Genomic DNA, 23,819 nt, shown 5'->3' with positions numbered 1-23,819 from the left:
CTTGGACATTTTATTCAATATTTATATAATGTTTTTGCATAGATTGCAAAAAATAACTATATTTGTGGTCGAATAGCCGAACAATAAATAATAATCAACGCCCCAGCCTCAGTAAGGCGTTTCTCTTTAACTAAAGGGGTCATGGAGAGGCATTTCAAAACAATGAAAAACAATTTACTTAGGAACATGTATGCAGCAATAGTTGCATTGTTTGTCACATCTTTCGTTCTGCCACAGCAGTTACAGGCCGAGAACTACAATCTTTTGCTCAATGGAAAACGAGTAACTTCGGAGAATTGTGGTGATCTTACAGCTATTGAAGGTGTAAAAGGTAAAGTTACTTATGATGCAACAAGTAACGTATTAACTCTTGAGAATGCTACAATTTCTAATGCTTCAGAAAAAGCTGCAGGTGTAGCACTTTGGAATTCTGTTAAGAACTTAACCATTAAATTAGTAGGTGAAAACTCCATTACTTCAGAAAAGAGTGGTGGTGTTGTAAATTATGAGAAGCTAACCTTTACAGGGACAGGCAAACTTACTATAAAAGGTGTAATGTCTAGTAATACAGATTACAGCTATGGTATACTAAATCCAGGGACTATTATTGTAGATGGGTGTACAATGGAAATTAGTGGTGGTGTGAATGGTATCACTAGCGGTCGTTGGAAGTTTAACAAGTGTAATGTTCGTGTAAAAGGAAACGGATTGGAAGGTGATGAATACAAAGGTAGTATGGGCAGATTGGGTTATGTTCCAGAATTTACCGATTGTAAGATTGTATCTCCCGAAGGAACAGTGTGGAAAGAACTCAATAAGAGTGGCTATAAATTCCAGTCTCTTTTTGGTGCAGATGGTAAGGTTGTAACCGATTGGGTAACAATTAAACCTAACACAGCACCTGAGAAGTATAATTTGTTGATTAATGGAAAACAAGTAACATCAGAAAACTGCAGCGACCTTACTGCTATTGAAGGTGTAAAAGGTAAGGTTACTTACGATGCAACAAGTAACGTTCTAACTCTTGAGAATGCTACAATTTCTAATGCTTCAGAAAAAGCTGCAGGTGTAGCACTTTGGAATTCTATTAAGAACCTAACTATAAAATTAGTTGGTGAAAATACTATAACTTCAGAAAAGAGTGGTGGTATTGTAAACTACGATAAACTTACATTTGCAGGCACAGGTAAACTTACCGTAACTGGTGCACAAGCTGGTAACGAAGACTATTGCTATGGTATACTTAATCATAATACAATCACTGTAGATGGAACCTCATTAGAAATCAGTGGCGGTGTAAATGGTATTGCCAGTGGTCGTTGGAAGTTTAATAAGTGTAATGTTCGTGTAAAAGGTAACGGAAGCACGAATGATGAATACAAAGGTAGTATGGGTAGATTGAATGTTATTCCAGAATTTACCGACTGTAAGATTGTATCTCCTGAAGGAACAGTGTGGAAAGAACTCAATAAGAGTGGCTATAAATTCCAGTCTCTTTTTGGTGCAGATGGTAAGGTTGTAACCGATTGGGTAACAATTAAACCTAACACAGCACCTGAGAAGTATAATTTGTTGATTAATGGAAAACAAGTAACATCAGAAAACTGCAGCGACCTTACTGCTATTGAAGGTGTAAAAGGTAAGGTTACTTACGATGCAACAAGTAACGTTCTAACTCTTGAGAATGCTACAATTTCTAATGCTTCAGAAAAAGCTGCAGGTGTAGCACTTTGGAATTCTATTAAGAACCTAACTATAAAATTAGTTGGTGAAAATACTATAACTTCAGAAAAGAGTGGTGGTGTTGTAAACTACGATAAACTTACATTTGCAGGCACAGGTAAACTTACCGTAACTGGTGCACAAGCTGGTAACGAAGACTATTGCTATGGTATACTTAATCATAATACAATCACTGTAGATGGAACCTCATTAGAAATCAGTGGCGGTGTAAATGGTATTGCCAGTGGTCGTTGGAAGTTTAATAAATGTAATGTTCGTGTAAAAGGTAACGGAAGCACGAATGATGAATACAAAGGTAGTATGGGTAGATTGAATGTTATTCCAGAATTTACCGACTGTAAGATTGTATCTCCTGAAGGAACAGTGTGGAAAGAACTCAATAAGAGTGGCTATAAATTCCAGTCTCTCTTTGGTGCAGATGGTAAGGTTGTAACCGATTGGGTAACAATTCAATCAAACGATGCTCCTGTAACTTACGACCTCGTGTTAGAAGCTGTTGGTGATAGAGATATTGCAGTTATTGCTATCGTAAAAGATATAACGGGTATGGGAATGATGGCAGTAAAGAAACTTATAGAAACAGCCCCTTGTATGATTAAGGAGAATATGACGGAAGCTGATGCAAAAGATGCAAGAGATAAACTTCTTGCAGTAGGTGCAACAGCTAATATTTATCCACACGGAACATGGAAGAAGCCAACAGGTATAAACATACAAACTATAGATGCAGCGGCTCAAACAATCTACAATTTACAAGGTGTTCGCATCAATGCTAAATTTGAGAACTTACCAGCTGGCGTATATATTGTAAACGGAAAGAAAGTGTTGAAGAAATAAAACTTTCTATTATCAGTATTATATATATTGTGGCTGGTATAATATGCTAAGCCACAATAAATATACACTTAGGCATATTCTAAAACAAATCTTTGAACAGTTCTCTCGCCAAAGGGTTTTAGGATATGCTTTATTATAAAAGCTTTATGAAGAAACTTTATATTTAACGTTAGAACAAATCAACTATTTAAACATTATATGAAGAAAGTATTTACAAGCATCATTTTATTGGTATTGAGTTTATCTGTACCGCCAACAAGTATGGCTCAGAAAGCTCATAAATTGATGAAGCCAAACCGAACTCAAACCGAGCAACTAACAAGCATTACTCCCGTTAAAGAATCTATTGTACTAAAAACTCCTAATAGAGGCTTAAGAACTATTGATTCTTCTGTTATTCTCTGGGGTAATGCTACTATTAATGAAATGTGGGGCTATTACTCTTTCCAACCTAAAAACACTGCTGGAACGATTAGTTTTACTCAATTAGGATCCCAAAGTCAGCGTATTGCTCGAAATGGTGTACAAATAGCCGATGGAAAGTTGTACACAGTAGATTTTGAACGCTATGGACCTTCGAACGGAGATCTAACACTTTATACCTACGATATATCCACGTGGAAAGGCAACGGACAGAAATATAACGATTTTTCACTTGCTGCCATAGAGACAGCACAAGCAAAAGATGGTACAGTATATGGCGAATTTTATAATAGTTCTGCTAGTAATAAACAATATGAGTTAGGTACTGTAGACTATCGTACACGAACACGAACAACATTCGGAACTACTACGCGTCGATATGTAGCTATGGGTATAACATCTGATAATAAACTTTATGGTATTGCTTCTGATGGAATACTTTATAAAATATCTATTACTGATGGATCTGAAACTAGTATTGGATCAACAGGATTAATACTCACCGATGAAGATGGTGGTCCTTATCAACAAACTGGAGAGATTGATCCCAAAGATAATACTTTCTATTGGTATGCACAAGATAAAGATTATAATACTGCGCTCTACGTTGTAAATTTAGCTACAGGCGCAGCTACTAAAATTGCCGATTCTGAAATAACAATGTATGGAATGGTAATAGCTCCTACTCCAGCCAATATAAATGCACCTGCAGTAGTTTCTAATTTATCAGCTGTATTTAGTGGGACAAGCCTTAACGGTGTTATAAATTTTATTTTACCTAATAAGACTGTTAAGGGAGATGCTCTGAATGGAAATGTTGATTATGTAGTTACAGCTAATGGTAAACAGCTATTTAATGGTACGGAACAATCAGGATCATCTATAAGTAAGTCAGTTCAATTACCTTGTAGCGGCGAATATAATTTTAATGTTACTGTATCAAATGCAAAGGGAGAGTCTCCAATGGCTACTCTTAAACAATGGATAGGTTTCGATGAACCAGAGAGGGTAGGCAATCCAACAGCTAAATTAGAGAACGGAATTGTAACTATAAAGTGGTCGGCACCTACAACAGGTACACATCAAGGAACACTTGGCGCACTAACTTATGATGTTATTCGTATACAAGGACGAGATACAACCAATGTAGCAACTGGTATTACAAATACAATATGTACCGATGATTTGTCTGGGGCAGAACATGCAAGTTATACATACGCCATTAGGGCAATTAGTGGTGATGTTAAAGGTTTGCGTTGGACAAATACTACTCCTATTATTGCAGGGTCAGCAATAGAGCCAGACTGGAACTATAAATTTGAAGGACAATCTGCATTATCTATGTTTAAGATTATTGATGCAAATAACGATAAAGCTACATGGTGGTGTAATGGTTTTCCTGGTTATGGTGCAATGAGCCATCAAACTAATGTTAAGAAGAATAGTGATGATTGGCTTATAACTCCTGCTATACATCTTTCTTCCGACCGTGTTTATACTGTTGCATTTAAAGTACGCAATGTAATGGCTGAGCCTAAGAATACACTTGAAGTAAAATGGGGTAAAGGAAGCAATGTAGAACAGCTATCAAATGTATTGTTGGAAACCTTTACTCCAGAATTTTCTGAAACTAATGGACAATGGCAAGTATGCACAGCTGATATTATTCCCGATGCGACAGGCAATGTCTATATTGGATTCCACGATAATACAAGTGTTACTGATAAGTATCAAATTGCTATTGATAGTATTACTGTAACCAAGACAGCATACGCTACAGCGCCAGATTCAGTGAAGTCGCTGACTATTACTCCTGCACCAAAAGGAGCTTTACAAGCTACTATCAGTTTTATAACTCCGAAGGTTCGTATTAATGGTTCTGCACTTGCACGTATAGATAGCTTTGTTGTAAATAGAGATGGTATAAACATTGCACGCATAAATGCAGCAGCAATTGGAACTCGAATGGAATGGATAGACCAGAACGTTCCAACAAATGGTTTTCATACCTATACAATAATACCATATCTTGATGGACACCCAGGACGTAAATCTACAAATAAAAATCTTATTGGTATCGATCGTCCACACAATCCTACAGGCATTACATTTACCGATCAAGGTACAACTTTAAAAGCTTTTTGGAATGTTTTCCAAACTGTTGGTGCAAATGGTGGATATCTTAATCCAAAAGATGTTAGTGTAACTTTCTATACATTAACAAAGGGCGATTTTGGATTTGAATTAGGCGATTCGCTAACAACAAGTAAGCCTGGCGAAACCAGTACTATTTTGCCTTTTGACCCAAATAAAACAACTATGGACGATGGTAAAACACAAACATTAGCTTGGTTCGGTGTTAAAGCAAACAATAGTACTGGAGAAAGCGACTGTGTTACGGCGCGTGGAATAGTTGTTGGCCCGTGTATTTCGTTGCCTTTCAAAGAGAGTATGTCGAATGGACAGTTAGATAATGGCTTTGCTTCTCTTTTAGGCAACGAACAATATAATAGCAGAAAGACGGCTGCAGCATGGCGTGTTGTAACCGATGCTGCTTCTGATAACGATGGAGGTAGTTTTGTTTGGGCTAACTATACAGAAGAATACGCAGGAAATGATGTGAATTTTACAATACAACAAGGCGATGAAACTTCAGTTAATTTGCCAAAGGTTGCACTTGCTGGAGCAACAAATCCTAAACTCTTCTTTGATCTTTATTCGCTTATTGGCAACGAATCTACGTTGAAGGTATTAATTCAGACTCCTGATGGGAAAGACCACGTAGCTGCTCAGTACGACCTTAGCAAAACAACACAAAACGGTTGGACAAAACAATCGGTAGATTTAGCACCATTTGCTAAAGAACGATACATTATTGTTAAATTCGAAGGGGTAGCACAAGGTTCTAAGGTTATGATTGGAATAGATAATATTAATATTATAAACCAACTCGAACGCAATCTTACAGCTGTAAGCATTGAAACACCAGAGAATATTGTTGCAGGAAAGAAGGGACAAGTGAAAGTTGTTGTTAAGAATCAAGGGGCAGTTGATGCTACCAGATATTTCGTTATTCTTTATGCAAATGGAAACCAATGCGATGCAGTGAGCAGAACCAAACAACTTCCATCAATGGCTAACGACACAATCAACTTGAAGTTGCCTGTTGCTATTAACGAATCAGCTACATCGTTACAAGTAAAAGCTATGGTAATATACGATGGTGATATGCTGATAAATGATAATGAAACAGAAACAAAAGCTGTAAGTGTTATTCAATCGCCTTATGGTAGAATAAACGATTTAAAAGCTGAAATGGGAGGAGAACATAAAGTTGTGCTTACATGGGGACAACCTATATTACCAGAGCCTATTCGTATATATGATGGCTTCGAAAATTATTCTCCGTTCGCAAAAAATATGAGCCCTTGGACAATGATAGATGGAGATAAAGGTCTTACAGGAGCATTGCAACCTTCGTCTACATATCCTGGACAAGGAGAGCCTTTTGCATTTACAGCTTTCAATCCTAATTGGTGGATTGAAGATATGACCAATGTAAATCCAGGATTAGCTCCTCATAATGGAAATCAATATGCTGCTGCTGTATATGCGCTTAACGAAAATCAGAAACTTGTTGAACAAAACAATTGGCTTATATCTCCACGTTTATCGGGTAGAAAGCAAGAAATAACATTCTATGTAATGAATGTTGCTACACGGCCAGGCGATACAAAATATGCAGAAAGTTTCGATGTGCTTTATTCTACAGAAAGTACCGACACAGCCTCATTCGTAAAAATCAAGAGTGAACAAGCCGATGGAACTATTGCTTTTAACGAAGGTGCTAACTGGAAGCGTATTACTATTGAAGTGCCAGAAGGTGCAAAGTATTTTGCTATTCATCACAATACACCAAAGGGTAAAGCTTATATTTTTGGTATAGACGATATTAGCTATGAACAAGTAGCTACAGGCGCAGACGATGATATAACAGAATACATTATTTATAGAGATGGAAAGAAAATTGCTAGTGTAAAAGGTAGCCAACACACTTATACCAATAATCGTGTTACAGGCGAACATATTTATAATGTTACGGCAATATACACTGCAAAAACTGGTGAAATAAACGAATCTGGTTTCTCTAACGATGCTTCTATAAATACAACCTCTATTGAAACAATAGAAAATGAGCCACAAACTTTCGATGTTACAACACTTAATGGTGTAAAAGTTCGCACGAATACTAAGAATTATAACAATCTCCAACGTGGTGTGTATATTATTAATGGTAAGAAACGTGTAGTGAAATAAAATAGCAATAGCAGATTAATATCTACACATCAAAACTATTATTTATCTGAATGGGCTGATTGCAGAAAGCAATTAGCCCATTCTTATATAGTTTGCATCTGTAATTATAAGCGGGAGAAATATATAATGTATATTTGGTAGATTGAAAGCTACTGTATCGTTGCAACTTTTATTGCACTTATCAGCATTTAGTAAATTAAAAAACATTGTTAAATGCTTGTTTTTTAATATATATTCTCTATCTTTGCAAAGCATTTTAGCATTTTATGTTTGCAAAGAAACCAATTCTTATTAGTTCTTTGAGACATTTTAGCGAAAAATATGTTTTTAGTAATACAATTATTAATATAAGGATACACAAAATGATACATGGACACGAAGTTCTCCACATGATGGAGGGTAACAACTATAGTAATAGAGAGAGCTTAGTAGAGGCTATTATAAACAAATTTGGTCCTGATGAGCGTTTTTATACTTGTTCTGCAGAAGGAATGACAGCTGAAGAATTAGTTGATTTTCTTGAGGCTCGCGGGAAGTTTATGCCTTCAAATAATGATGATTTTACGGTAGACACAAGTAAAATATGTAATCACTAAGGTAATAACTATGATTAAAATATATGGAATGAAGACTTGTCCAGATTGTACAGCTATAACTGAACAAGTAAAAAATAACAACCGTTATGAGATTATAGATATAGGCGAACACGTTCGCTTTTTAAAAGAGTTTTTACGCTTACGCGAAAACAACTCTGTATTTACAGAAGCTCGAAAGAAAGGTTATGTTGGTATTCCTTGTTTTGTACTAGAAAATGGTACAGTAACGCTGAATCCTGAGGAGGCTGGCTTACAAAACGAACAGGAATACAAGTCATCTTGTAATATAGATGGTAGCGGTTGTTAGAGAAAAGAGTTACCGAAAGGTAGCTCTTTTCTTTTTTTATCCAATAAAAGCCCATTTGTGCTTATTATAATTAGTAATTTCTGTACCTTTGCATAATTAAGTTCTTTAAACAAAATTACTGAAGCTGCGATGCGATTAGATAAACTTTCAATTATAAATTACAAAAATATAGAAGCGACAACACTTAACTTGTCGGCAAAATTGAATTGTTTTATTGGCCATAATGGGGAAGGAAAAACAAATTTATTAGATGCTGTTTATTATCTATCGTTTTGCAAAAGTGCATTAAACTCTAAAGATTCGGAGGTAATGCGCCATAATAGCGATTTTTTTGTTTTGGAAGGCGACTATACTACTGATACTAACGACTGTGAACAGGTATATTGTAGTATGAAGAGGGGAACAAAAAAGCATTTCAAACGGAATAAAAAAGAATATAGAAAGCTCTCTGAACACATTGGATTAATACCTTTAATTTTTGTTTCTCCATCGGATATTTCTATTATAGAAGGCGGAAGCGAAGAACGACGTAAATTGATGGATGTTGTTATTTCGCAATACGACCGTCTTTATATAGAATCGTTAGTACGTTATAATAAAGCTTTGCAACAACGTAACAGTTTGTTGAAACAAGAAACCGAACCTGACACAACATTGTTAGAGTTATTAGAAATGCAGATGGCTGAATATGGAACAGAAATTTATAATAAACGAGCAGCTTTTATAAAACAACTTATTCCTGTATTTCAATCCATCTATCAAACAATATCGCAAAACAGAGAACAGGTTTTATTACAATATGTATCGCATGGAGAACGAGGAAATTTGCTCGATGTTATACAGCGCGATAGAGCAAAAGATCGAATAATGGGCTATTCATTGCATGGTATTCATAAAGACGACCTTGTTATGTCGATGAATGGTTTTCCCATGAAACGTGAAGGAAGTCAGGGGCAAAACAAAACATTTGTATTGGCTTTAAAGCTTGCTCAATTCTATTTTTTAAAACAAACTGGAGGAAATAGAACTCCATTACTGTTGCTCGATGATATTTTTGATAAGTTAGATGCTAGTCGAGTAGAGCAGATTGTAAAATTAGTTTCGGGCGATAGTTTTGGACAAATATTCATTACAGATACTAATCGTGAGCATTTAGATAGTATTTTGGGTAATAGTAGCTTTGATTATAAGATGTTTTCGGTTGAAAATGGTGAAGTTACAGAAAGGAGTTCTTCTAATGTTTAGACGTAAAGTTAAGCCTATTTCAGAAGTTATTAGTAAATTTTTGCGTGATGGCGGACTCGAATCTCCTTTACTTCAGAAGCGAATTATTACGGCTTGGGATATAGTTGTTGGACCAACTATTACACGATATACACAAGAAAAAGGTATTCGAAACCAAACATTATTCGTAAAAATATCTAATCCTGCCTTGCGTCAAGACCTTTCTATGATGCGAAGTCAGTTGGTAAAGCGTTTAAACGACTATGTAGGTTCGTTTGTTATTTCCGATATCCGCATTTATTAATATTTATGTTCTATATCATATTTTTCTTTTATTTTTATTTGGTATAAGTAAAGCTTCTGCAGGTTTGTTCTCTAAATGGCATAGTATAATTTCTTATTGCAAAAACGCAGTTATATTCTTTTGGCGTAATCAAGCACATTTTATAGAGCGTATTCTATGTATTCCTTTTTAAGCGAATCAACTTTTTTCGAAAATAGCGCCTATTATTGTAGTATAAATTATTCATTTGTTTATAATTATCTATTAAGCATAACAAGAAAGTGTCCATAAAGATAGTTAATATAGCAAAAATGCCTATAGTAAAATCAGGAACTGTTAAACCTTAAAAACCATAATATTTTTTTTAATGAAAAATGCTATTGTTTTTAATAATAAACTCTATGATTTTTAATAATAAATTCTATCATTTTTAATAATAATTTTTTTTGTTAAAGGAAGAGGGTAGTATTGTTTAGGAAAGAAAGTAATATTGAATTAAAAGAAAAGCTATTTTTACAGTCTTTTCTACCCACAAAGAGTGGAAATTTGGATCGAAATATATTAAGAACTTTATTCTTTAGATATGAAAAAGCCCTTATATGCAACCAAACATATAAGGGCTATCTTGTTAATCTGCGCTGTTTATATAGAAAATTTTATATTTTTAGTAGATAAATTCTATAGCACAGCATCAACTTTTTCATCATATTCATCTGTAGGAATGCTTTCGAGTTTCTGGAAATCGAAACAAATGCCTAATTTATAAGCTTGTTTTGCTTGTTTTAGAAAGCGGTCGTAATATCCTTTTCCACGTCCGAGTCTATTTCTATCGGTATCAAAACTCATTCCCGGTACAGCAATAAAATCAATATTTTTGTAGTCGGTAAAGAGTTCTCCAATAGGTTCTAAGATGTTAAATGAACTTATTTTCATATCTTTCGAACCAGTATAGCAACGTATTTCCATTTCAGTCTCGTTAATTACTACTGGTAAAAGCACTTTTTTCCCAGTTTTCACCATCTCGTCTACAAAGTCGTGTGTAAAAACTTCATCTGGCAATGAATGGTAAAGCATAATAGTTTTTGCCTCAATTAGTTTAGGGTGATGACGTAAACGATTAATAATAGGTTCCGAAAGTTTTTTTAATTCTTCTTGTGTATATTGCTGTTTACGGTTTCGTATTTCTTTTCTTAGTTCTTTTTTGTTCATAGTTATGGAATTGTGGGTGAATGTTTTATCTTTGTAAGAATAGGGACCTGTTGAATGTGAAAAACATCAGGTCCCTATTCGTTTCAAAATTATTTTTGTTCTAATTATTTTTCGTTGTATGTGCTTTTTTTATCGGTGCTTTTGGGAAAGCTTTGCCACTATCGAGCACCTTAATAGCCATTTTTATCATATCATCGTTTCTGTTTAGATATTCATTCCAAGCCTGTTCGTCGAGCATATTGTAGATAATTCGGCTACAAATATACCTTTCTATCAGTGAGTGCGATTTGTGAATAAGGTTGTTTCTTCGTTGCAATCCATTCTTTTCAGCAAAGTTCACAAAACTATTAACAAGGTTCTTACTCTTCAAATAGTTAGCCAGCGACTTCATTTCGGTATATTTATTTAAAGTCTGCCTATTATCATCGGTATATTTAAATGCATATTGTAAAAGAAGTCCACGCATTACAGCTTCCTTGTAATAAGAAGTTACATCGGTAGTGTCTTCTGGAACAAAAATATCTGGTGTAATTCCACCACCTCCATAAACAATGCGTCCATTGTTAGTATGGTATGCCGGACCAGTATGTTTAATGCTATCTTGATAAAAGAATTCTCCATGTTGATATCGTGTTAGCATATCTTGTTCGTATGCAGCAATACCTCCAGGTTTAAAAGGTTTTTGTATACATCTACCAGAAGGCGTGTAATAACGTGCAATAGTTAGGCGAATCATACTACCATCTGGGAACTGTATTTGCTGTTGAACCAGACCTTTTCCAAATGATCGGCGTCCAATAATAGTACCACGGTCGTTATCTTGAATTGCTCCTGCGAAAATTTCGGCAGCAGATGCTGTGCCTTCATTAATAAGAACTACCAATGGAATTTGTTGATAACTGCCTTTTCCACGACTACGGTATTCACGTCGTGGACTTTTTCTTCCTTGTGTATATACAACAAGTTGGTTTTTTCTCAAAAATTCTTCAGCCATTTGCACAGCACTTTCTAAGTATCCGCCAGAATTATCGCGTAAGTCTATAACAAGTTTGTCGGCTCCTTGCAAGTTTAATTGTTGCAATGAAGAAAGCATTTCTGCATAAGTTCGTTCGCCAAAATTCTTTACCCGTATATAACCAATAGAATCGTTTAGCATATAAGTAGCCGAAATGCTTTTCATTGGAATATCGTTTCGAGTAAGAACGAAATATCTTACTTTATTTTCGCCAAAGCGTTTTATACCAATCTTTACTTTAGAATCCTTAGGTCCTTTAAGTCTATGTTGTGCTTCTTCGTTAGTTACGCTATCTCCAACAAAAGGTTTGTTATCGATGCTTACAATTTTATCGCCAGCAAGAATTCCTGCTTTTTCAGCAGGTCCATTCTTTATAACATTTTGAATATGTAAAGTGTCTTGTTGAATTGTAAATTCTATGCCAACACCAGAAAACGACCCTTTTAGGTCGTCGGTTGCCATTTGTACATCTTTCGCACTAATATAAACAGAGTGAGGATCAAGCTCTGCAAGAATTTGTGGCAAAGCTTTGTCTACCAATTCATCTATATTAACAGAATCTACATATTGATCATCAATTATGTGAAGCAAATTACTCAATCTGCTACTACCACTGTTTATGATATTTAATCTGTTTCCTGAAAAATGATTGGCATAGAATGTTCCAACGAGTACACCTATAACAACGCATAATGCCAACCATAAAGGCATAAAACGATTACTTTTGTTCTGACTCATCATCTTCTATATTTAAAAATTCAATCTCTATATTGGCACGTTTAAGCAAGTCGATACCTTCGGTAAGTCTGTATTTCTCTCCATAAACCACACGTTTTATGCCTGCCTGAATAATGAGTTTGGCACATTCAATACAAGGAGAAGCCGTTACATATAATGTAGAACCATCGCTATTATTACCACTTCGAGCCAATTTGGTAATAGCATTTGCTTCTGCGTGTAAAACGTATGGTTTGGTAATTCCATTTTCTTCTTCGCAAATATTCTCGAAACCACTTGGTGTTCCATTATATCCATCGCTAATAATCATTTTTTGTTTTACTACCAATGCTCCAACCTTTCGCCGTTTGCAATAAGAATTTTCTGCCCAAACACGTGCCATACGAAGGTAACGATAGTCAAGAAGTTCTTGCTTTTCAGTCTTCATGTTGTCCAAATAGATATATGTATTGCTTGTTCTAGTTTACTTTCTTTATGCCATTACGTTCTAAAAGAGCATCGATAGTAGGTTCTTGCCCACGAAAACGTTTATAAAGTGTCATTGGATGTTCGGTGCTTCCTTTAGAAAGAACATTATCTCGGAAACTTTGAGCAGTAGTCTGATTAAATATACCATTCTTTTTAAATAAGCTAAATGCGTCCGCATCGAGCACTTCTGCCCATTTATAACTATAATATCCTGCTGCATATCCTCCAGACATAATATGAGAGAATTGAGTAGTCATACATGTTCCATCTATTTGTTCGCCAATAATGGCTTTTTCCCATGCTTTCTTTTCAAATGGAATAATATCTGCTTCAAACTTATCTTTTTGTGTATAGTATGCCATATCTAATAATCCAAAACTTACCTGTCGTAAACAAGCCATTGCAACATTAAAATTCTGACTGGCAATAATCTTCTCAATAAGTTCATCAGGCATAGGCTCGCCTGTTTCATAATGGAAAGCAAAAGTGCGTAAAAACTCTTTTTCTACAGCAAAGTTCTCCATAAATTGCGATGGGAGTTCTACAAAATCCCACCAAACATTTGTACCAGATTGGCTTTCGAATCGGCTATTTGCAAATATACCATGTAGTGAATGACCAAATTCGTGCAAGAAAGTTGTAACCTCGCCTAAGCGTAATAATGCAGGTTTCTCGTCTGTTGGTTTAGAAAAATTCATTACTAACGATACGTGTGGTCGTATGTTTTCACCTTCTTTCGTAATACGTTGTCCTTGAAATTCTGTCATCCATGCACCAGCACGCTTACCTTTTCGTGGAAAGAAATCAACATAAAGCACTGCAAGATATGAACCATCTTTATCGTATACTTCGTATGGTTTTACATCTGGGTGATAAACAGGAATATCTTTATTCTCTTTGAATGTAATTCCATAAAGTCGAGTTGCTAAGCCAAAAACACCTTTTATAACGTTATTCAGTTCAAAATAAGGTCTCAGAATTTCTGGGTCAAGATTGTATTTTGCTAATTTTAATTGATGTGCATAGTATGCAGTATCCCATGGCATCAACTTAAAATTGTTTCCCTCTTGTTCTTTTGCAATAGAACAAAGTTCGTTGTATTCTTCAATTGCAGTTGGTTTATAAGCATCAATAAGTTTGTCGAGCAATGTATAAACATTCTTAACGTTGCTAGCCATACGATATTTCATAACAAAATCGGCATAAGTATCGTATCCTAATAATTGTGCCATTTCTCTACGGAGATTCACTAAACGTTTGCAAACTTCGATATTATTCTCCGAATTAGCCTTAATACATAATGTATTGTGTGCCATATATAGCTCTTTTCTTAAGTCTCGTTGAGTGCTATACATTAAGAATGGACCATAACTTGGAGCATCTAATGTGAAAATCCAGCCATCAATACCTTGTTCTTTAGCAGTTGTTGCAGCAGCTTCACGAATAGAATCAGGTAATCCTTCAAGTTTCTCCTCGTTGGTAATATGAAGTTTGTATGCTTTGTTCTCTTTTAATACATTCTGTGAGAATTTCAATGCAAGCAAACTAGCTTCTTCTGTAAGTTTGCGTAACTTCTCTTTGTCGTTTTCATTCAATAACGCACCACTACGTACAAAGCCATCGTAACTCTCTTCCAATAGCTTATTTTCTTCAGGAGTAAGTTCTCTATGTTTATTGTAAACGGCTTTTATACGTTCAAAAAGTTTAGGATTAAGGCTAACATCGTTTGCATGCTTAGTTAGAATTGGATTCATTTTTTGTGCTAAAGCATCCATTTCGTCGTTTGTTTCTGCACTAAGCATATTGAAGAATGCACTTTCTACACGCGAAAGTAGGTCGTAATAATGATTACGTCCTTTTACTTCGTCTTCGCGAATAAGTGTATTTTCGAAAGTTGGTTCTTCTGGGTCGTTTATTGTTTTCTCTATTTGTTCATCTTCTCGGCGTATTCCTTCTAACATTGCTTCCTCATAATCGGCAAGTGTTATTTTGTCGAATGGAATAGTTTCGTGTGGTGTATTATACGGTTCAAAGAAAGGGTTCAATCGTGTTTGCCCCTTTCTGTTAATATTCTTTGTCATATTTTGCTTTCTCTAATATGCTACAAAGATACAGAAAAAACTATGTATGAACGAAAGAGTATATTAGATTTAACGCAATTTTTCTAATAAAGCAATGTTTATTTGTCCTCTTGTTAATGCAATTACATTATTTGCGTTTAAAGCGTTAAGCATTTTTGAAACATTAAGTCTACTTTCGTGTAACTCGTTTGCCAATGTTTGCATATTAATTTTTACAATCTTTTTGCCTGCAGGATAAACACAATGTGTCCTTATAAAGTAAATAAACTTTTCTTTAATATCTTTTGGTTGTTGTTGCCACGATATTCTACTGCCACGTTGAGCCTGTGAAGAGAGCATATTTAGAAAATTTAATCGAAAGATTAAGTAATTCTTTATAAGATTTAAAACTTCGCTTTTATCAATATATAAGATATTGCATTTTGTTTTTGCTACAAATGTTTTAGAATAATATTGCATAAGCCCGAATATGCGTTCTGGTTGTATGGCAGAAGGCTTCTCAACCTCTTCAATGATGCTATAACTATGATTGTCGGCATAGCTTTCTACGGATAATATCCCGTCCATAAGAAAATAGAGTTTCCCACTTTTTTCATTCTCTTTTGCCAATATTTCTTTTGGTTTTAATTTGAGAAATCCAAATCTTGTAGTTCTAACAATTTCTGCTAAGTCAGTAGCTCCAATACCAAGGAACAAAGGCAATTCAAGAAGTCTATTGTATATCTGAAGCATTCTTTGAAGACGATTTTATGGCAAAGTCATTATTGTATAATTTTCTTTTTTAGTTTAGGACTATACCAAACCTTAAGTGTTCCTTTTGGGTCGGAATAAATAAAATATGCCATTATTTCTTTATGGTTTTCCAAAACTCTTCTTGCTTTTTCTATACCCATTACCATAAAGGCTGTAGCATAAGCATCGGCAGTTGCACAATCGTTTGCTAATACTGTTGCAGAAAGCAATGAATGTTGTACCGGATAACCTGTCTTTGGGTCGATAGTATGTGCAAACTTTTTCCCTCCCTTATAATAAAAATTACGATAGTTTCCACTGGTTGCCATTGCTTTATTGGTTATGCCAAGTACAGTTTGTATTTCTGTATCCATATTCGTACTATCTTCAATAGGTTTGTTTACGCCAATTTTCCATAGCTGATGTTTTTCGTTCATTCCACTAACAACAATTTCTCCACCAATTTCTATCATAAAGTTTTTAATATCGTACTTTCTGAGCAACCGTGCTACAACATCAGAACCATATCCTTTTGCTATTGCAGAGCAATCTATCATTATGTGTTGGTTTGCTTTCTTTATTTGTTTTCCAATAAGCGATATTTTGTTATAGCCAACAAATTGCATTAAGCTATCTATTTTTTGTTTTGATGGCTTTTGGTTTTCTTTTACTCCAAATCCAAATCCCCATAAATTTACAAGTGGTGCAACTGTAATATCGAAAGCACCATCGGTTTCTTTTGATATTATTTTTGCTTTATCAAAAACATCTATAAATAGTTCGTCGAGCTGGGTAGGTTCGTTTCTGTTTATTTTTGAAATAATAGATTGTTTATTGAACGTAGATAACGAATTATCCACTTTCTTTAACTCTGCTTCTATTTCTTTCTGTAGGTTTTCATTATTTTGATAAGTTATATGGTAGAACGTTCCAAAAATTTGTCCCTCATTGTATTGATAGGGTGTAGAGTTTTGTTGTTTTATAATGAACACAGTACCTATTATAAGCAATACTAAGAAAGGCAATTGCCATAATAGACTCTTATTTGTTTTTTTTTCCATAAATTCATCTGAGTTTAGCGGTTGAACTAAAAAATATAGAAAACGAAAGAATAGAAATATGGAGTGTCATATTCCTATTCTATATTTACTTTATAAGTTTATTTCCTCTTCAATAAGATAGTCGTTTCGTCTATCGCTATTGCGACTGATTAAATCGCCTAAAAATCCAGATAGGAAGAGTAGTGTTCCTAAAATCATTGCTGTTAATGCAATGAAGAATGTAGCATGGTTAGTGAGCAAATCGCCATAAATACCATTGAAAAGATTTATGGTCTTTTCAATAATTAGCCAAAGAAGAGATATAAATCCGACAAGAAAAACGAAACTGCCTAACAATCCGAATACATGCATTGGCTTCTTACCAAAGTTGGTTAGAAACCAAAGTGTTATTAAATCGAGATAACCATTAAAAAAACGATTAATCCCAAACTTTGTTGTTCCGTATTTACGTGCTTGGTGGTGTACTACCTTCTCCCCAATCTTTTTAAATCCAGCTTCTTTTGCCAGGTATGGAATATAACGATGCATTTCCCCATATACCTCAATATTTTTTACTACGTCTTTCTTGTACGCTTTTAGTCCACAATTAAAGTCGTGTAGATTTTTTACGCCACTAATCTTTCGTGCTGTTGCATTAAAAAGTTTTGTAGGAATGGTTTTTGTTAATGGGTCGTAACGTTTTTGTTTGTAACCACTTACAAGATCATAACCATCTTCAGTAATCATTTTATAAAGTGCAGGAATTTCATCGGGCGAATCTTGGAGGTCTGCGTCCATTGTTATAACAACATTACCTTGTGCAGCTTTAAAACCACAGAAAAGTGCAGGACTTTTTCCATAGTTTCTACGGAACTTAATGCCTCGTACATTTTTGTCTTCTTTACTAAGGTGTTGAATAACCTCCCAACTTTTGTCGGTAGAACCATCGTTTACAAAAATTATTTCGTACGAGAAGTGGTTCGCATCCATTACCCTGCAAATCCAAGCATGCAGTTCTGGTAAGCTTTCTTCTTCATTGTAGAGTGGTATTATAACCGATATATCCATATTGTTTATTTCTTCGAGTGTTATTTTCTGTTATTTCTTATTACGTGCCATTATAGCCGATACTATAAGACTAATAATAGCACCGAAAAGAACTTCGTACATTAAACTATTTACAGCCATTGGTGTTGGCGAAAAAGCTTCTGGTAACATTGCAATAAATTCTTTTCTATCTATTCCCATTGCAGCAAAAAAGCTATTGTATTCGGAAAGAGATGTTACAGAAGTTATTATGCGTATCACCTTTCCATTGTCTAAATAAGTCATATAAAGCCATTGCAATAAACTAAAAAGCAAGGCTGCATTTACAAAGACACGCATACAATAGAAATAGGCACGCTTAAACGAAATAACTCCATTCAAACCTATTTCTCTATATATTTTCAGTCGGTATGCTACAAAGAAAGGTGTTGATATTGTTAGCAATGAACTGAAAGTAGAGAAAATAGGAGACAATGGTAATAATAAAAAGCAAGTAAAGCTAACAGCCCATATTATTGCTAAGTATATTCCATCGTATCGTGCGTAAACGCGAAGTTGTTTTATTTCTTCATTATTCATACTGCAAAAATACGGAAATTATATAATATATAATGTATAGCCATCGTAAAATTATATTTTTTTGTTAAAAACGCAAAAAGAGGACCACAAACTTGTTTTATTCAGAAAAAACTTGCTATCTTTGCACTCGCTTTTCAATAATGAAAAGAGAAATGGGCAAGTCTCTTACGGTCAGCTCCCTTTTAATCCCCCAGGACGGGAACGTAGCAAGGGCAGAAGGTTGTAGCGACGCGATAAGAACCGCTTGCCCACCTCGCCTCTTTAGCTCAGTTGGCCAGAGCACGTGATTTGTAATCTCGGGGTCGTTGGTTCGAATCCGACAAGAGGCTCAAATAAGAGTACTTTTAAATAAGTACTCTTATTTTTTTTGCATTATAGTTGTCTGTTTATGTGTCTAAATGTAGACTCTGTGAAAAAGAAAAGAGTATATTTTGAAAAAGCTGGCAAATATAATGATTTCCGCTCCGATATAACAAAATTCTGAATAATGTGTTGTTGCTTAGAGGCTTATAATAATGATTAAATTAAAACAATGCAAGTAAAAGATTTCCTAACTCTGCAGCAGACTAAATAACTATTAGGCATTATAATATCACTAAATAAAATCTGTTGTTTGTTATGATGTCTAATTCACAACTCACAGATATCTGAGACGAACGCGATAGATATCTGCGACGGAAGTTACAGATATCTGAAAGAAGAGTAACTAACATTTAGTTGTTGTTTCTAAATTCAGAAACATTCTATTAGATTGCTGGACAGACAGTAGCAACTGTTTATATTTTCTCTTTATTCTTTTTATAATATAGATAAGAAGTGATAGAAAGCAGCATAAGTAGACCAATTATTATGCAATCTTTTAAAGATGGTAAATCTCTTACGTTGGCTGCCAAATAAAACGGAACAGAAATAAAGAAGAGCGAAGATAGCGTCTTAGCAAAGTTTGCAAAGTATATTTTTCTGAACATTAAGTTAAGATATTTAGTATCAATACCTTGATTTTTCTGCTCGAATATATTTCTCTTTATGTCATAATCTTTACTGTAGTGTTGTCCGATACCAAACCAAATGAGTGCCCACGATAGAAAAAAAGTTGCTGATATAAAACCTCCAGTTTCTTCGTCTATGAAATAACTAAATGGTCTTTTAGTTATATACAGATATGAACCCCAGACTACTATAACGAATAATATCCATAAACTCATAGATATTAGTCCTCTTTTAAAATGTTTATTCATAAATTTCACTTTTATTTTAAGTATGCAGCTATGTAACAAATATACAATAACTAGCGTAAATGCATCTTAATTCGGTTAAGTTGATAACTCTTTTTCCGAATTAAATCAGTTATGTAATATGTAATGAATTAACGTAAATTCATTTCTAATATTATAGAATGAGATTTTCTTTTTATACCATTTAATATTATGCAGCTGTTTAGCAACGATAATCTATTAGGTAATTTTGTGTATCAAAGATGTCTATTCTAATATTTAAAATAAATATTCTGTATAAATAGAAATGTGAAGCAATGGTTGTTTTGCAATAATTATTAATTTCTTAGACATTCTTCTGCAATCTACTATATATAATATAATAAGGTGTAAATAGAATATGTATATAGCTTGTTTTATTAGTTCGAATATTTTGTTTATTGCATAATTTGCTTTAACTTTGCTCAGTAGTAATAACCTTAGTGTTCTGAAACAAGAACAACTTATAACTAAAGACTGTATGAAAAAGTATATGAAACAAATGCTATTAGTAGCTATTTTTATGCTATTAGGCTCGTTGAACGTTATGCGAGCAGAACACAATCAGCCTAATACCCCTTGTGTGAAGATGCACTTTGCGGGTAAGATTGGTAGTAAATATGCACTCTTAATTATGGGTGCAGAAGAGGGAGAGTATACGCTTAATTGGGGCGATGGAAACTCTCACAAGGGAAAACTCAACAAGACAGCCACACGAATACAGGGAAACATCGAAACACAAGACCTTACTATTTATGGCAACATTGCAGTGTTAGAGTGTTCCAACAACCAACTAACAACGCTTGACGTTACGAAACTGCCTATGCTAACGCACCTTATTTCGCGAAAGAATTTTGTAAAAGACCTGAACGTATCGGACAATCCAGAACTGAAACTTCTATACGTGCAAGACTCTCCGTTAGAAAAACTCGACCTAACGCATAATTCTAAGATAGATAGCCTTATTCTTACCAATAACCGACTTAAGGAACTGACGCTTGCATCGCACCCTACATTGGAATTATTAATGTGCACATCTAACGCGCAACTAAAACACTTGAACCTAAAGAACTGTCCTAAACTAAAGCATCTTGACGCCTTGCAGACGCTTGTGGACGAATACGATTTGAGCAAGAATAGCGAATTGAGGTATGTAGCCGTAGGATTAGGACGGCCATTGCGCACACTCTCACTACCAACAAACAACAAGATTGACACGTTGATGGTGCCTGCTGCTGGACTAAAGGCAATCGATTTATCGCAAACAAAACAACTGAAGCTGTTAGGAATAGACAACAACTACGAGCTTTCTCAACTCGACCTAACGGGAATGACACAACTTAAAGCTCTATCGTGTGAAGGCAACGCTCTTACAAGTCTGAACCTATCAGCCTGTCGAAACCTTGAATCGCTGGTGTGTAACAACAATCAGCTAACTACACTCGACGTCAGCGGACTGAATAAATTGGAAACACTTACCTGTTTTTCTAACAACCTTGCCACACTGAGCCTAACAGGCTGTACAAGTATGAAAAACTTAGACTGCTCGGTAAATCCGAAATTAAACACGGCAGATTTTCCACATTCGCTCACCTCGCTCAATTGCAGCAGTTGCAATTTTGCACAGATAGAAACAACAAAACTACCATTGCTAAACAATCTTACTTGTGACGGCAACCAAATAGGCACGCTCAACCTGACTGCACAAACAAAGCTCTCTGCTATAAATTGTGGTAACAACAAAATTGAGCAACTCGATTTCAGCAACTGTACAAGTCTGCTCGACGTTGTCATTGCGGGCAATCCCATCAGCACTGGCATTGGTTTCGATAACTGTAAAAATCTGCGCTATGTTTCGGTGAACAACACAAAGTTAGATGCGTGTGCCCTGAATGCAATGTATCGTTCGTTGAGAGAAAAACGACCAGAGGACGACGAGAGCGATTTGCACGGCATTCTGCTATATAATGATGTGCCAGGAGCTGCCAAAGTGAGCAACACGAAGATTGCAACAGACAAGGGCTGGCTGGTTTCAGTAGTAGGCGATGGAACAGGCTGTCAGGAAGAAGTAGGCGATAGAATAAAGAAGGTAGTGGTAAGTGTGGATAAAGCAGGAGAACTTGAAGACAAGATTCCCGAGAATGTGTGGCTCGATGTTGTGGACACTCTAAAGATAGTTGGACCACTGAACAGTTACGACCTGCGTTGGGTAAGAAAGTTCTGCGGGGCTGATGAATATGGTGCGCTGATACCCACAACGCTGAAAAGAATAGACCTATCCGAAGTTTCTTTTGTATCTACAGGCGACACATCGGATAGCTATTACATCTTTACCGACGATATGGGGAAGGACAGAAAGTATTTTGTTGATGGAACAAAACCCACCTTGCTGCCCGAAAAGTTATTCTTTAAGTGTTGCAGCATAGAGTCGGTGGTGCTTCCAAAACATATTCGAGAAATAGGCATCGGTGCATTCTTTAAATGCGTCAGTATGAAAGAAGTTGTAATTCCAGACGAAGTTACCGAGATACAAAGCACAGCATTTGGTGTTTGCGATGCATTGGAAACCATTCAGCTGCCATCTAAACTAAAAACAATGGGCAACTACGTGTTTACCTATTGTGCTAAGCTAAAGGAAGTGGCTATACCCGATGGTGTAACAAAGATAAACAAGCGCACATTCGACCAAACACCCATGCTAAAGAAGCTGACGCTGCCAAAATCGCTCCAAGACCTGGCAATTGAAGCTTTCTTTGGTGCAAACGGACTGGAACAGATTCAAATTCCTGAAGGCATCACCACCTTGCCCGAAGGTGCTTTTGGTATGTGCGAGGCACTGAAGAAAGCAGAACTGCCCGCATCGCTCACAAAGATAGACAAGAATGCTTTTCAAGATTGCCACAACTTAGAAACTATAGAACTGAAAGAAGGGCTAAAACACATTGCTGTATATGCGTTTCAGAACTGTAAGAAACTACACAACGTTACGCTTCCAAATTCATTGGAAATCATTGAAAACGAAGCATTTCTGAATTGCAACGATATGGCAGGACTAAAGTTAGGAAGCGGATTGAAGACAATTGGCGAGAAAGCATTCTTCCACAATCACGGCATAGAATCGCTCGAAATACCTATGGCGACAGAGATGATAGACTACGCTGCCTTTGCCGAATGTCTCGGACTGAAGCGAGTGGCGTTAGGTATGTCGGCTGCCAAACTTATAGACAATCCGTTCCTTGGTTGCGCTGCCCTCCAATTGTTCGAAGTTGATGCCAACAACGAAAAGTATGCTGTAGAGAATGGTGTACTTTACAACAAGAATTACACAACGCTCTACATTTATCCAAACGGAAAGAACGACAAGACCTTTACGATGAATGTCAGCACAAAGAAGATTGCCGACTTTGCCTTCTGGTACTGCAAAAATATTGAGAAACTAGAGTTTTCGCCTGCTTTCAACGAGTTCGGATACAGAGCATTCTGTGGCTGCAGCGGTTTAAACAGCTTAACAGTTAAGAACATTAAACCAGTAGAGAACACCTACACAGACGATGTGTTCGAAGGTGTAAAACACGAAACGTGCACGCTAAGTGTACCAGTAGGAAGCAAGCAGGCTTACAGCACCTCGCACACTTGGAAAGAGTTTAACATTGTTGAAGCCACGCCAGATGCCGTAGAGGCTGTGAACAGCGAAACACCAACCGTGCAGAACAACGAAAACAGCATAGTTCTATCGAACGTATCGCACCACTTCAATACAGTTGCAATCTACAACCTTACAGGCTGTAAACTTGCCGAAGTTGCAATACATTCAGGCAATGCCCGAATAGATGCAACCAGCATACCTTCAGGAGTCTACGTTCTTACACTCTGTGGAGCTAAGCGCAGTTGTTCGTTGAAACTTATTCGGCCATAACCGCCACATTA

16 protein-coding genes and 1 tRNA gene are annotated in these 23,819 nt (G+C 35.7%); 8 read left to right on the top strand and 9 right to left on the bottom strand.

Features of this window, described 5'->3' with window-relative positions; genetic code table 11:
• Nucleotides 1-162: 162 nt before the first annotated feature.
• From DX009_RS07115 to DX009_RS07085, 6 genes are all read left to right on the top strand, one after another.
• Nucleotides 163-2,580, top strand: coding sequence for a ribosomal protein L7/L12 (locus DX009_RS07115; protein WP_245944602.1), 2,418 nt, complete (start codon nt 163-165; stop codon nt 2,578-2,580).
• A gap of 198 nt (nt 2,581-2,778) precedes the next feature.
• Nucleotides 2,779-7,320 (top strand): choice-of-anchor J domain-containing protein, encoded by a 4,542-nt coding sequence (locus tag DX009_RS07110; RefSeq protein ID WP_115083506.1) that lies wholly within the window; start codon nt 2,779-2,781, stop codon nt 7,318-7,320.
• 362 nt (nt 7,321-7,682) lie between these two features.
• Entirely contained in the window at nt 7,683-7,916 is a 234-nt protein-coding gene (locus tag DX009_RS07100) for a YecH family metal-binding protein (protein ID WP_040595556.1), read from the top strand.
• Nucleotides 7,917-7,926: 10 nt separating this feature from the next.
• Nucleotides 7,927-8,223, top strand: coding sequence for a hypothetical protein (locus DX009_RS07095; protein WP_006044527.1), 297 nt, complete (start codon nt 7,927-7,929; stop codon nt 8,221-8,223).
• Between the two features lie 129 nt (nt 8,224-8,352).
• Nucleotides 8,353-9,468, top strand: coding sequence for a DNA replication/repair protein RecF (gene recF, locus DX009_RS07090; protein WP_115083505.1), 1,116 nt, complete (start codon nt 8,353-8,355; stop codon nt 9,466-9,468).
• The gene (locus DX009_RS07085; RefSeq protein ID WP_115083504.1) at nt 9,461-9,751 is read left to right on the top strand and encodes a DUF721 domain-containing protein; all 291 of its coding nucleotides are present in this window, start codon (nt 9,461-9,463) and stop codon (nt 9,749-9,751) included. The genes recF and DX009_RS07085 overlap by 8 nt, the downstream gene beginning before the upstream one ends.
• A 657-nt stretch (nt 9,752-10,408) precedes the next feature.
• On the opposite strand, the gene DX009_RS07080 is transcribed toward DX009_RS07085, so the two are convergent.
• The 8 genes from DX009_RS07080 to DX009_RS07045 all read right to left on the bottom strand — a co-directional run bounded on the left by DX009_RS07080 (nt 10,409) and on the right by DX009_RS07045 (nt 18,639).
• Complete coding sequence (locus DX009_RS07080) at nt 10,409-10,939, bottom strand: 5-formyltetrahydrofolate cyclo-ligase (RefSeq protein WP_115083503.1); 531 nt, start codon at nt 10,937-10,939, stop codon at nt 10,409-10,411.
• A 100-nt stretch (nt 10,940-11,039) separates the two neighbouring features.
• Nucleotides 11,040-12,692 (bottom strand): S41 family peptidase, encoded by a 1,653-nt coding sequence (locus tag DX009_RS07075; RefSeq protein WP_040595377.1) that lies wholly within the window; start codon nt 12,690-12,692, stop codon nt 11,040-11,042.
• A complete protein-coding gene (locus tag DX009_RS07070) occupies nt 12,673-13,119 on the bottom strand; it encodes a deoxycytidylate deaminase (protein ID WP_006044533.1) in 447 nt (148 codons plus the stop codon). Before DX009_RS07070 ends, DX009_RS07075 begins: the two co-directional genes overlap by 20 nt.
• A 31-nt stretch (nt 13,120-13,150) precedes the next feature.
• Nucleotides 13,151-15,241, bottom strand: a complete 2,091-nt coding sequence (locus tag DX009_RS07065; RefSeq protein ID WP_115083502.1) for a M3 family metallopeptidase — start codon at nt 15,239-15,241, stop codon at nt 13,151-13,153.
• A 69-nt stretch (nt 15,242-15,310) separates the two neighbouring features.
• Nucleotides 15,311-15,973, bottom strand: a complete 663-nt coding sequence (locus DX009_RS07060; RefSeq protein WP_006044535.1) for a Crp/Fnr family transcriptional regulator — start codon at nt 15,971-15,973, stop codon at nt 15,311-15,313.
• Nucleotides 15,974-16,002: 29 nt separating this feature from the next.
• Nucleotides 16,003-17,034, bottom strand: coding sequence for an FAD:protein FMN transferase (locus DX009_RS07055; protein WP_115083501.1), 1,032 nt, complete (start codon nt 17,032-17,034; stop codon nt 16,003-16,005).
• 90 nt (nt 17,035-17,124) lie between these two features.
• Nucleotides 17,125-18,081: a glycosyltransferase family 2 protein gene (locus DX009_RS07050; protein ID WP_115083500.1), complete on the bottom strand. Its 957-nt coding sequence runs from the start codon at nt 18,079-18,081 to the stop codon at nt 17,125-17,127.
• Between the two features lie 30 nt (nt 18,082-18,111).
• Nucleotides 18,112-18,639 (bottom strand): DUF4199 domain-containing protein, encoded by a 528-nt coding sequence (locus tag DX009_RS07045; RefSeq protein ID WP_006044538.1) that lies wholly within the window; start codon nt 18,637-18,639, stop codon nt 18,112-18,114.
• A gap of 255 nt (nt 18,640-18,894) precedes the next feature.
• Between DX009_RS07045 and DX009_RS07035 the strand changes: the two genes are divergently transcribed.
• Nucleotides 18,895-18,968: transfer RNA gene (locus tag DX009_RS07035), tRNA-Thr, on the top strand.
• Between the two features lie 447 nt (nt 18,969-19,415).
• Here DX009_RS07035 and DX009_RS07030 read toward each other — a convergent pair.
• Nucleotides 19,416-19,877: a hypothetical protein gene (locus DX009_RS07030; RefSeq protein WP_115083499.1), complete on the bottom strand. Its 462-nt coding sequence runs from the start codon at nt 19,875-19,877 to the stop codon at nt 19,416-19,418.
• 496 nt (nt 19,878-20,373) lie between these two features.
• On the opposite strand from DX009_RS07030, the gene DX009_RS07025 reads away from it, so the two are divergent.
• Nucleotides 20,374-23,808: a leucine-rich repeat protein gene (locus tag DX009_RS07025; protein WP_115083834.1), complete on the top strand. Its 3,435-nt coding sequence runs from the start codon at nt 20,374-20,376 to the stop codon at nt 23,806-23,808.
• Nucleotides 23,809-23,819 lie beyond the last annotated feature (11 nt).

It is taken from the genome of Prevotella pallens, assembly GCF_900454935.1.
Taxonomy (GTDB): Bacteria; Bacteroidota; Bacteroidia; order Bacteroidales; family Bacteroidaceae; genus Prevotella; species Prevotella pallens.
Note: the sequence above shows the minus strand (reverse complement) of the source record. Positions and strands in the feature narration are given on the sequence as shown.

Coding starts and splice junctions, on each gene's coding strand:
- DX009_RS07065 (WP_115083502.1), bottom strand. CDS start 15,241: ATGACAAAGAATATTAACAGAAAGGGGCAAACACGATTGAACCCTTTC.
- recF (WP_115083505.1), top strand. CDS start 8,353: ATGCGATTAGATAAACTTTCAATTATAAATTACAAAAATATAGAAGCG.
- DX009_RS07055 (WP_115083501.1), bottom strand. CDS start 17,034: ATGGAAAAAAAAACAAATAAGAGTCTATTATGGCAATTGCCTTTCTTA.
- DX009_RS07075 (WP_040595377.1), bottom strand. CDS start 12,692: ATGAGTCAGAACAAAAGTAATCGTTTTATGCCTTTATGGTTGGCATTA.
- DX009_RS07030 (WP_115083499.1), bottom strand. CDS start 19,877: ATGAATAAACATTTTAAAAGAGGACTAATATCTATGAGTTTATGGATA.
- DX009_RS07085 (WP_115083504.1), top strand. CDS start 9,461: ATGTTTAGACGTAAAGTTAAGCCTATTTCAGAAGTTATTAGTAAATTT.
- DX009_RS07095 (WP_006044527.1), top strand. CDS start 7,927: ATGATTAAAATATATGGAATGAAGACTTGTCCAGATTGTACAGCTATA.
- DX009_RS07070 (WP_006044533.1), bottom strand. CDS start 13,119: ATGAAGACTGAAAAGCAAGAACTTCTTGACTATCGTTACCTTCGTATG.
- DX009_RS07050 (WP_115083500.1), bottom strand. CDS start 18,081: ATGGATATATCGGTTATAATACCACTCTACAATGAAGAAGAAAGCTTA.
- DX009_RS07115 (WP_245944602.1), top strand. CDS start 163: ATGAAAAACAATTTACTTAGGAACATGTATGCAGCAATAGTTGCATTG.
- DX009_RS07080 (WP_115083503.1), bottom strand. CDS start 10,939: ATGAACAAAAAAGAACTAAGAAAAGAAATACGAAACCGTAAACAGCAA.
- DX009_RS07025 (WP_115083834.1), top strand. CDS start 20,374: ATGAAAAAGTATATGAAACAAATGCTATTAGTAGCTATTTTTATGCTA.
- DX009_RS07045 (WP_006044538.1), bottom strand. CDS start 18,639: ATGAATAATGAAGAAATAAAACAACTTCGCGTTTACGCACGATACGAT.
- DX009_RS07060 (WP_006044535.1), bottom strand. CDS start 15,973: ATGCTTCAGATATACAATAGACTTCTTGAATTGCCTTTGTTCCTTGGT.
- DX009_RS07100 (WP_040595556.1), top strand. CDS start 7,683: ATGATACATGGACACGAAGTTCTCCACATGATGGAGGGTAACAACTAT.
- DX009_RS07110 (WP_115083506.1), top strand. CDS start 2,779: ATGAAGAAAGTATTTACAAGCATCATTTTATTGGTATTGAGTTTATCT.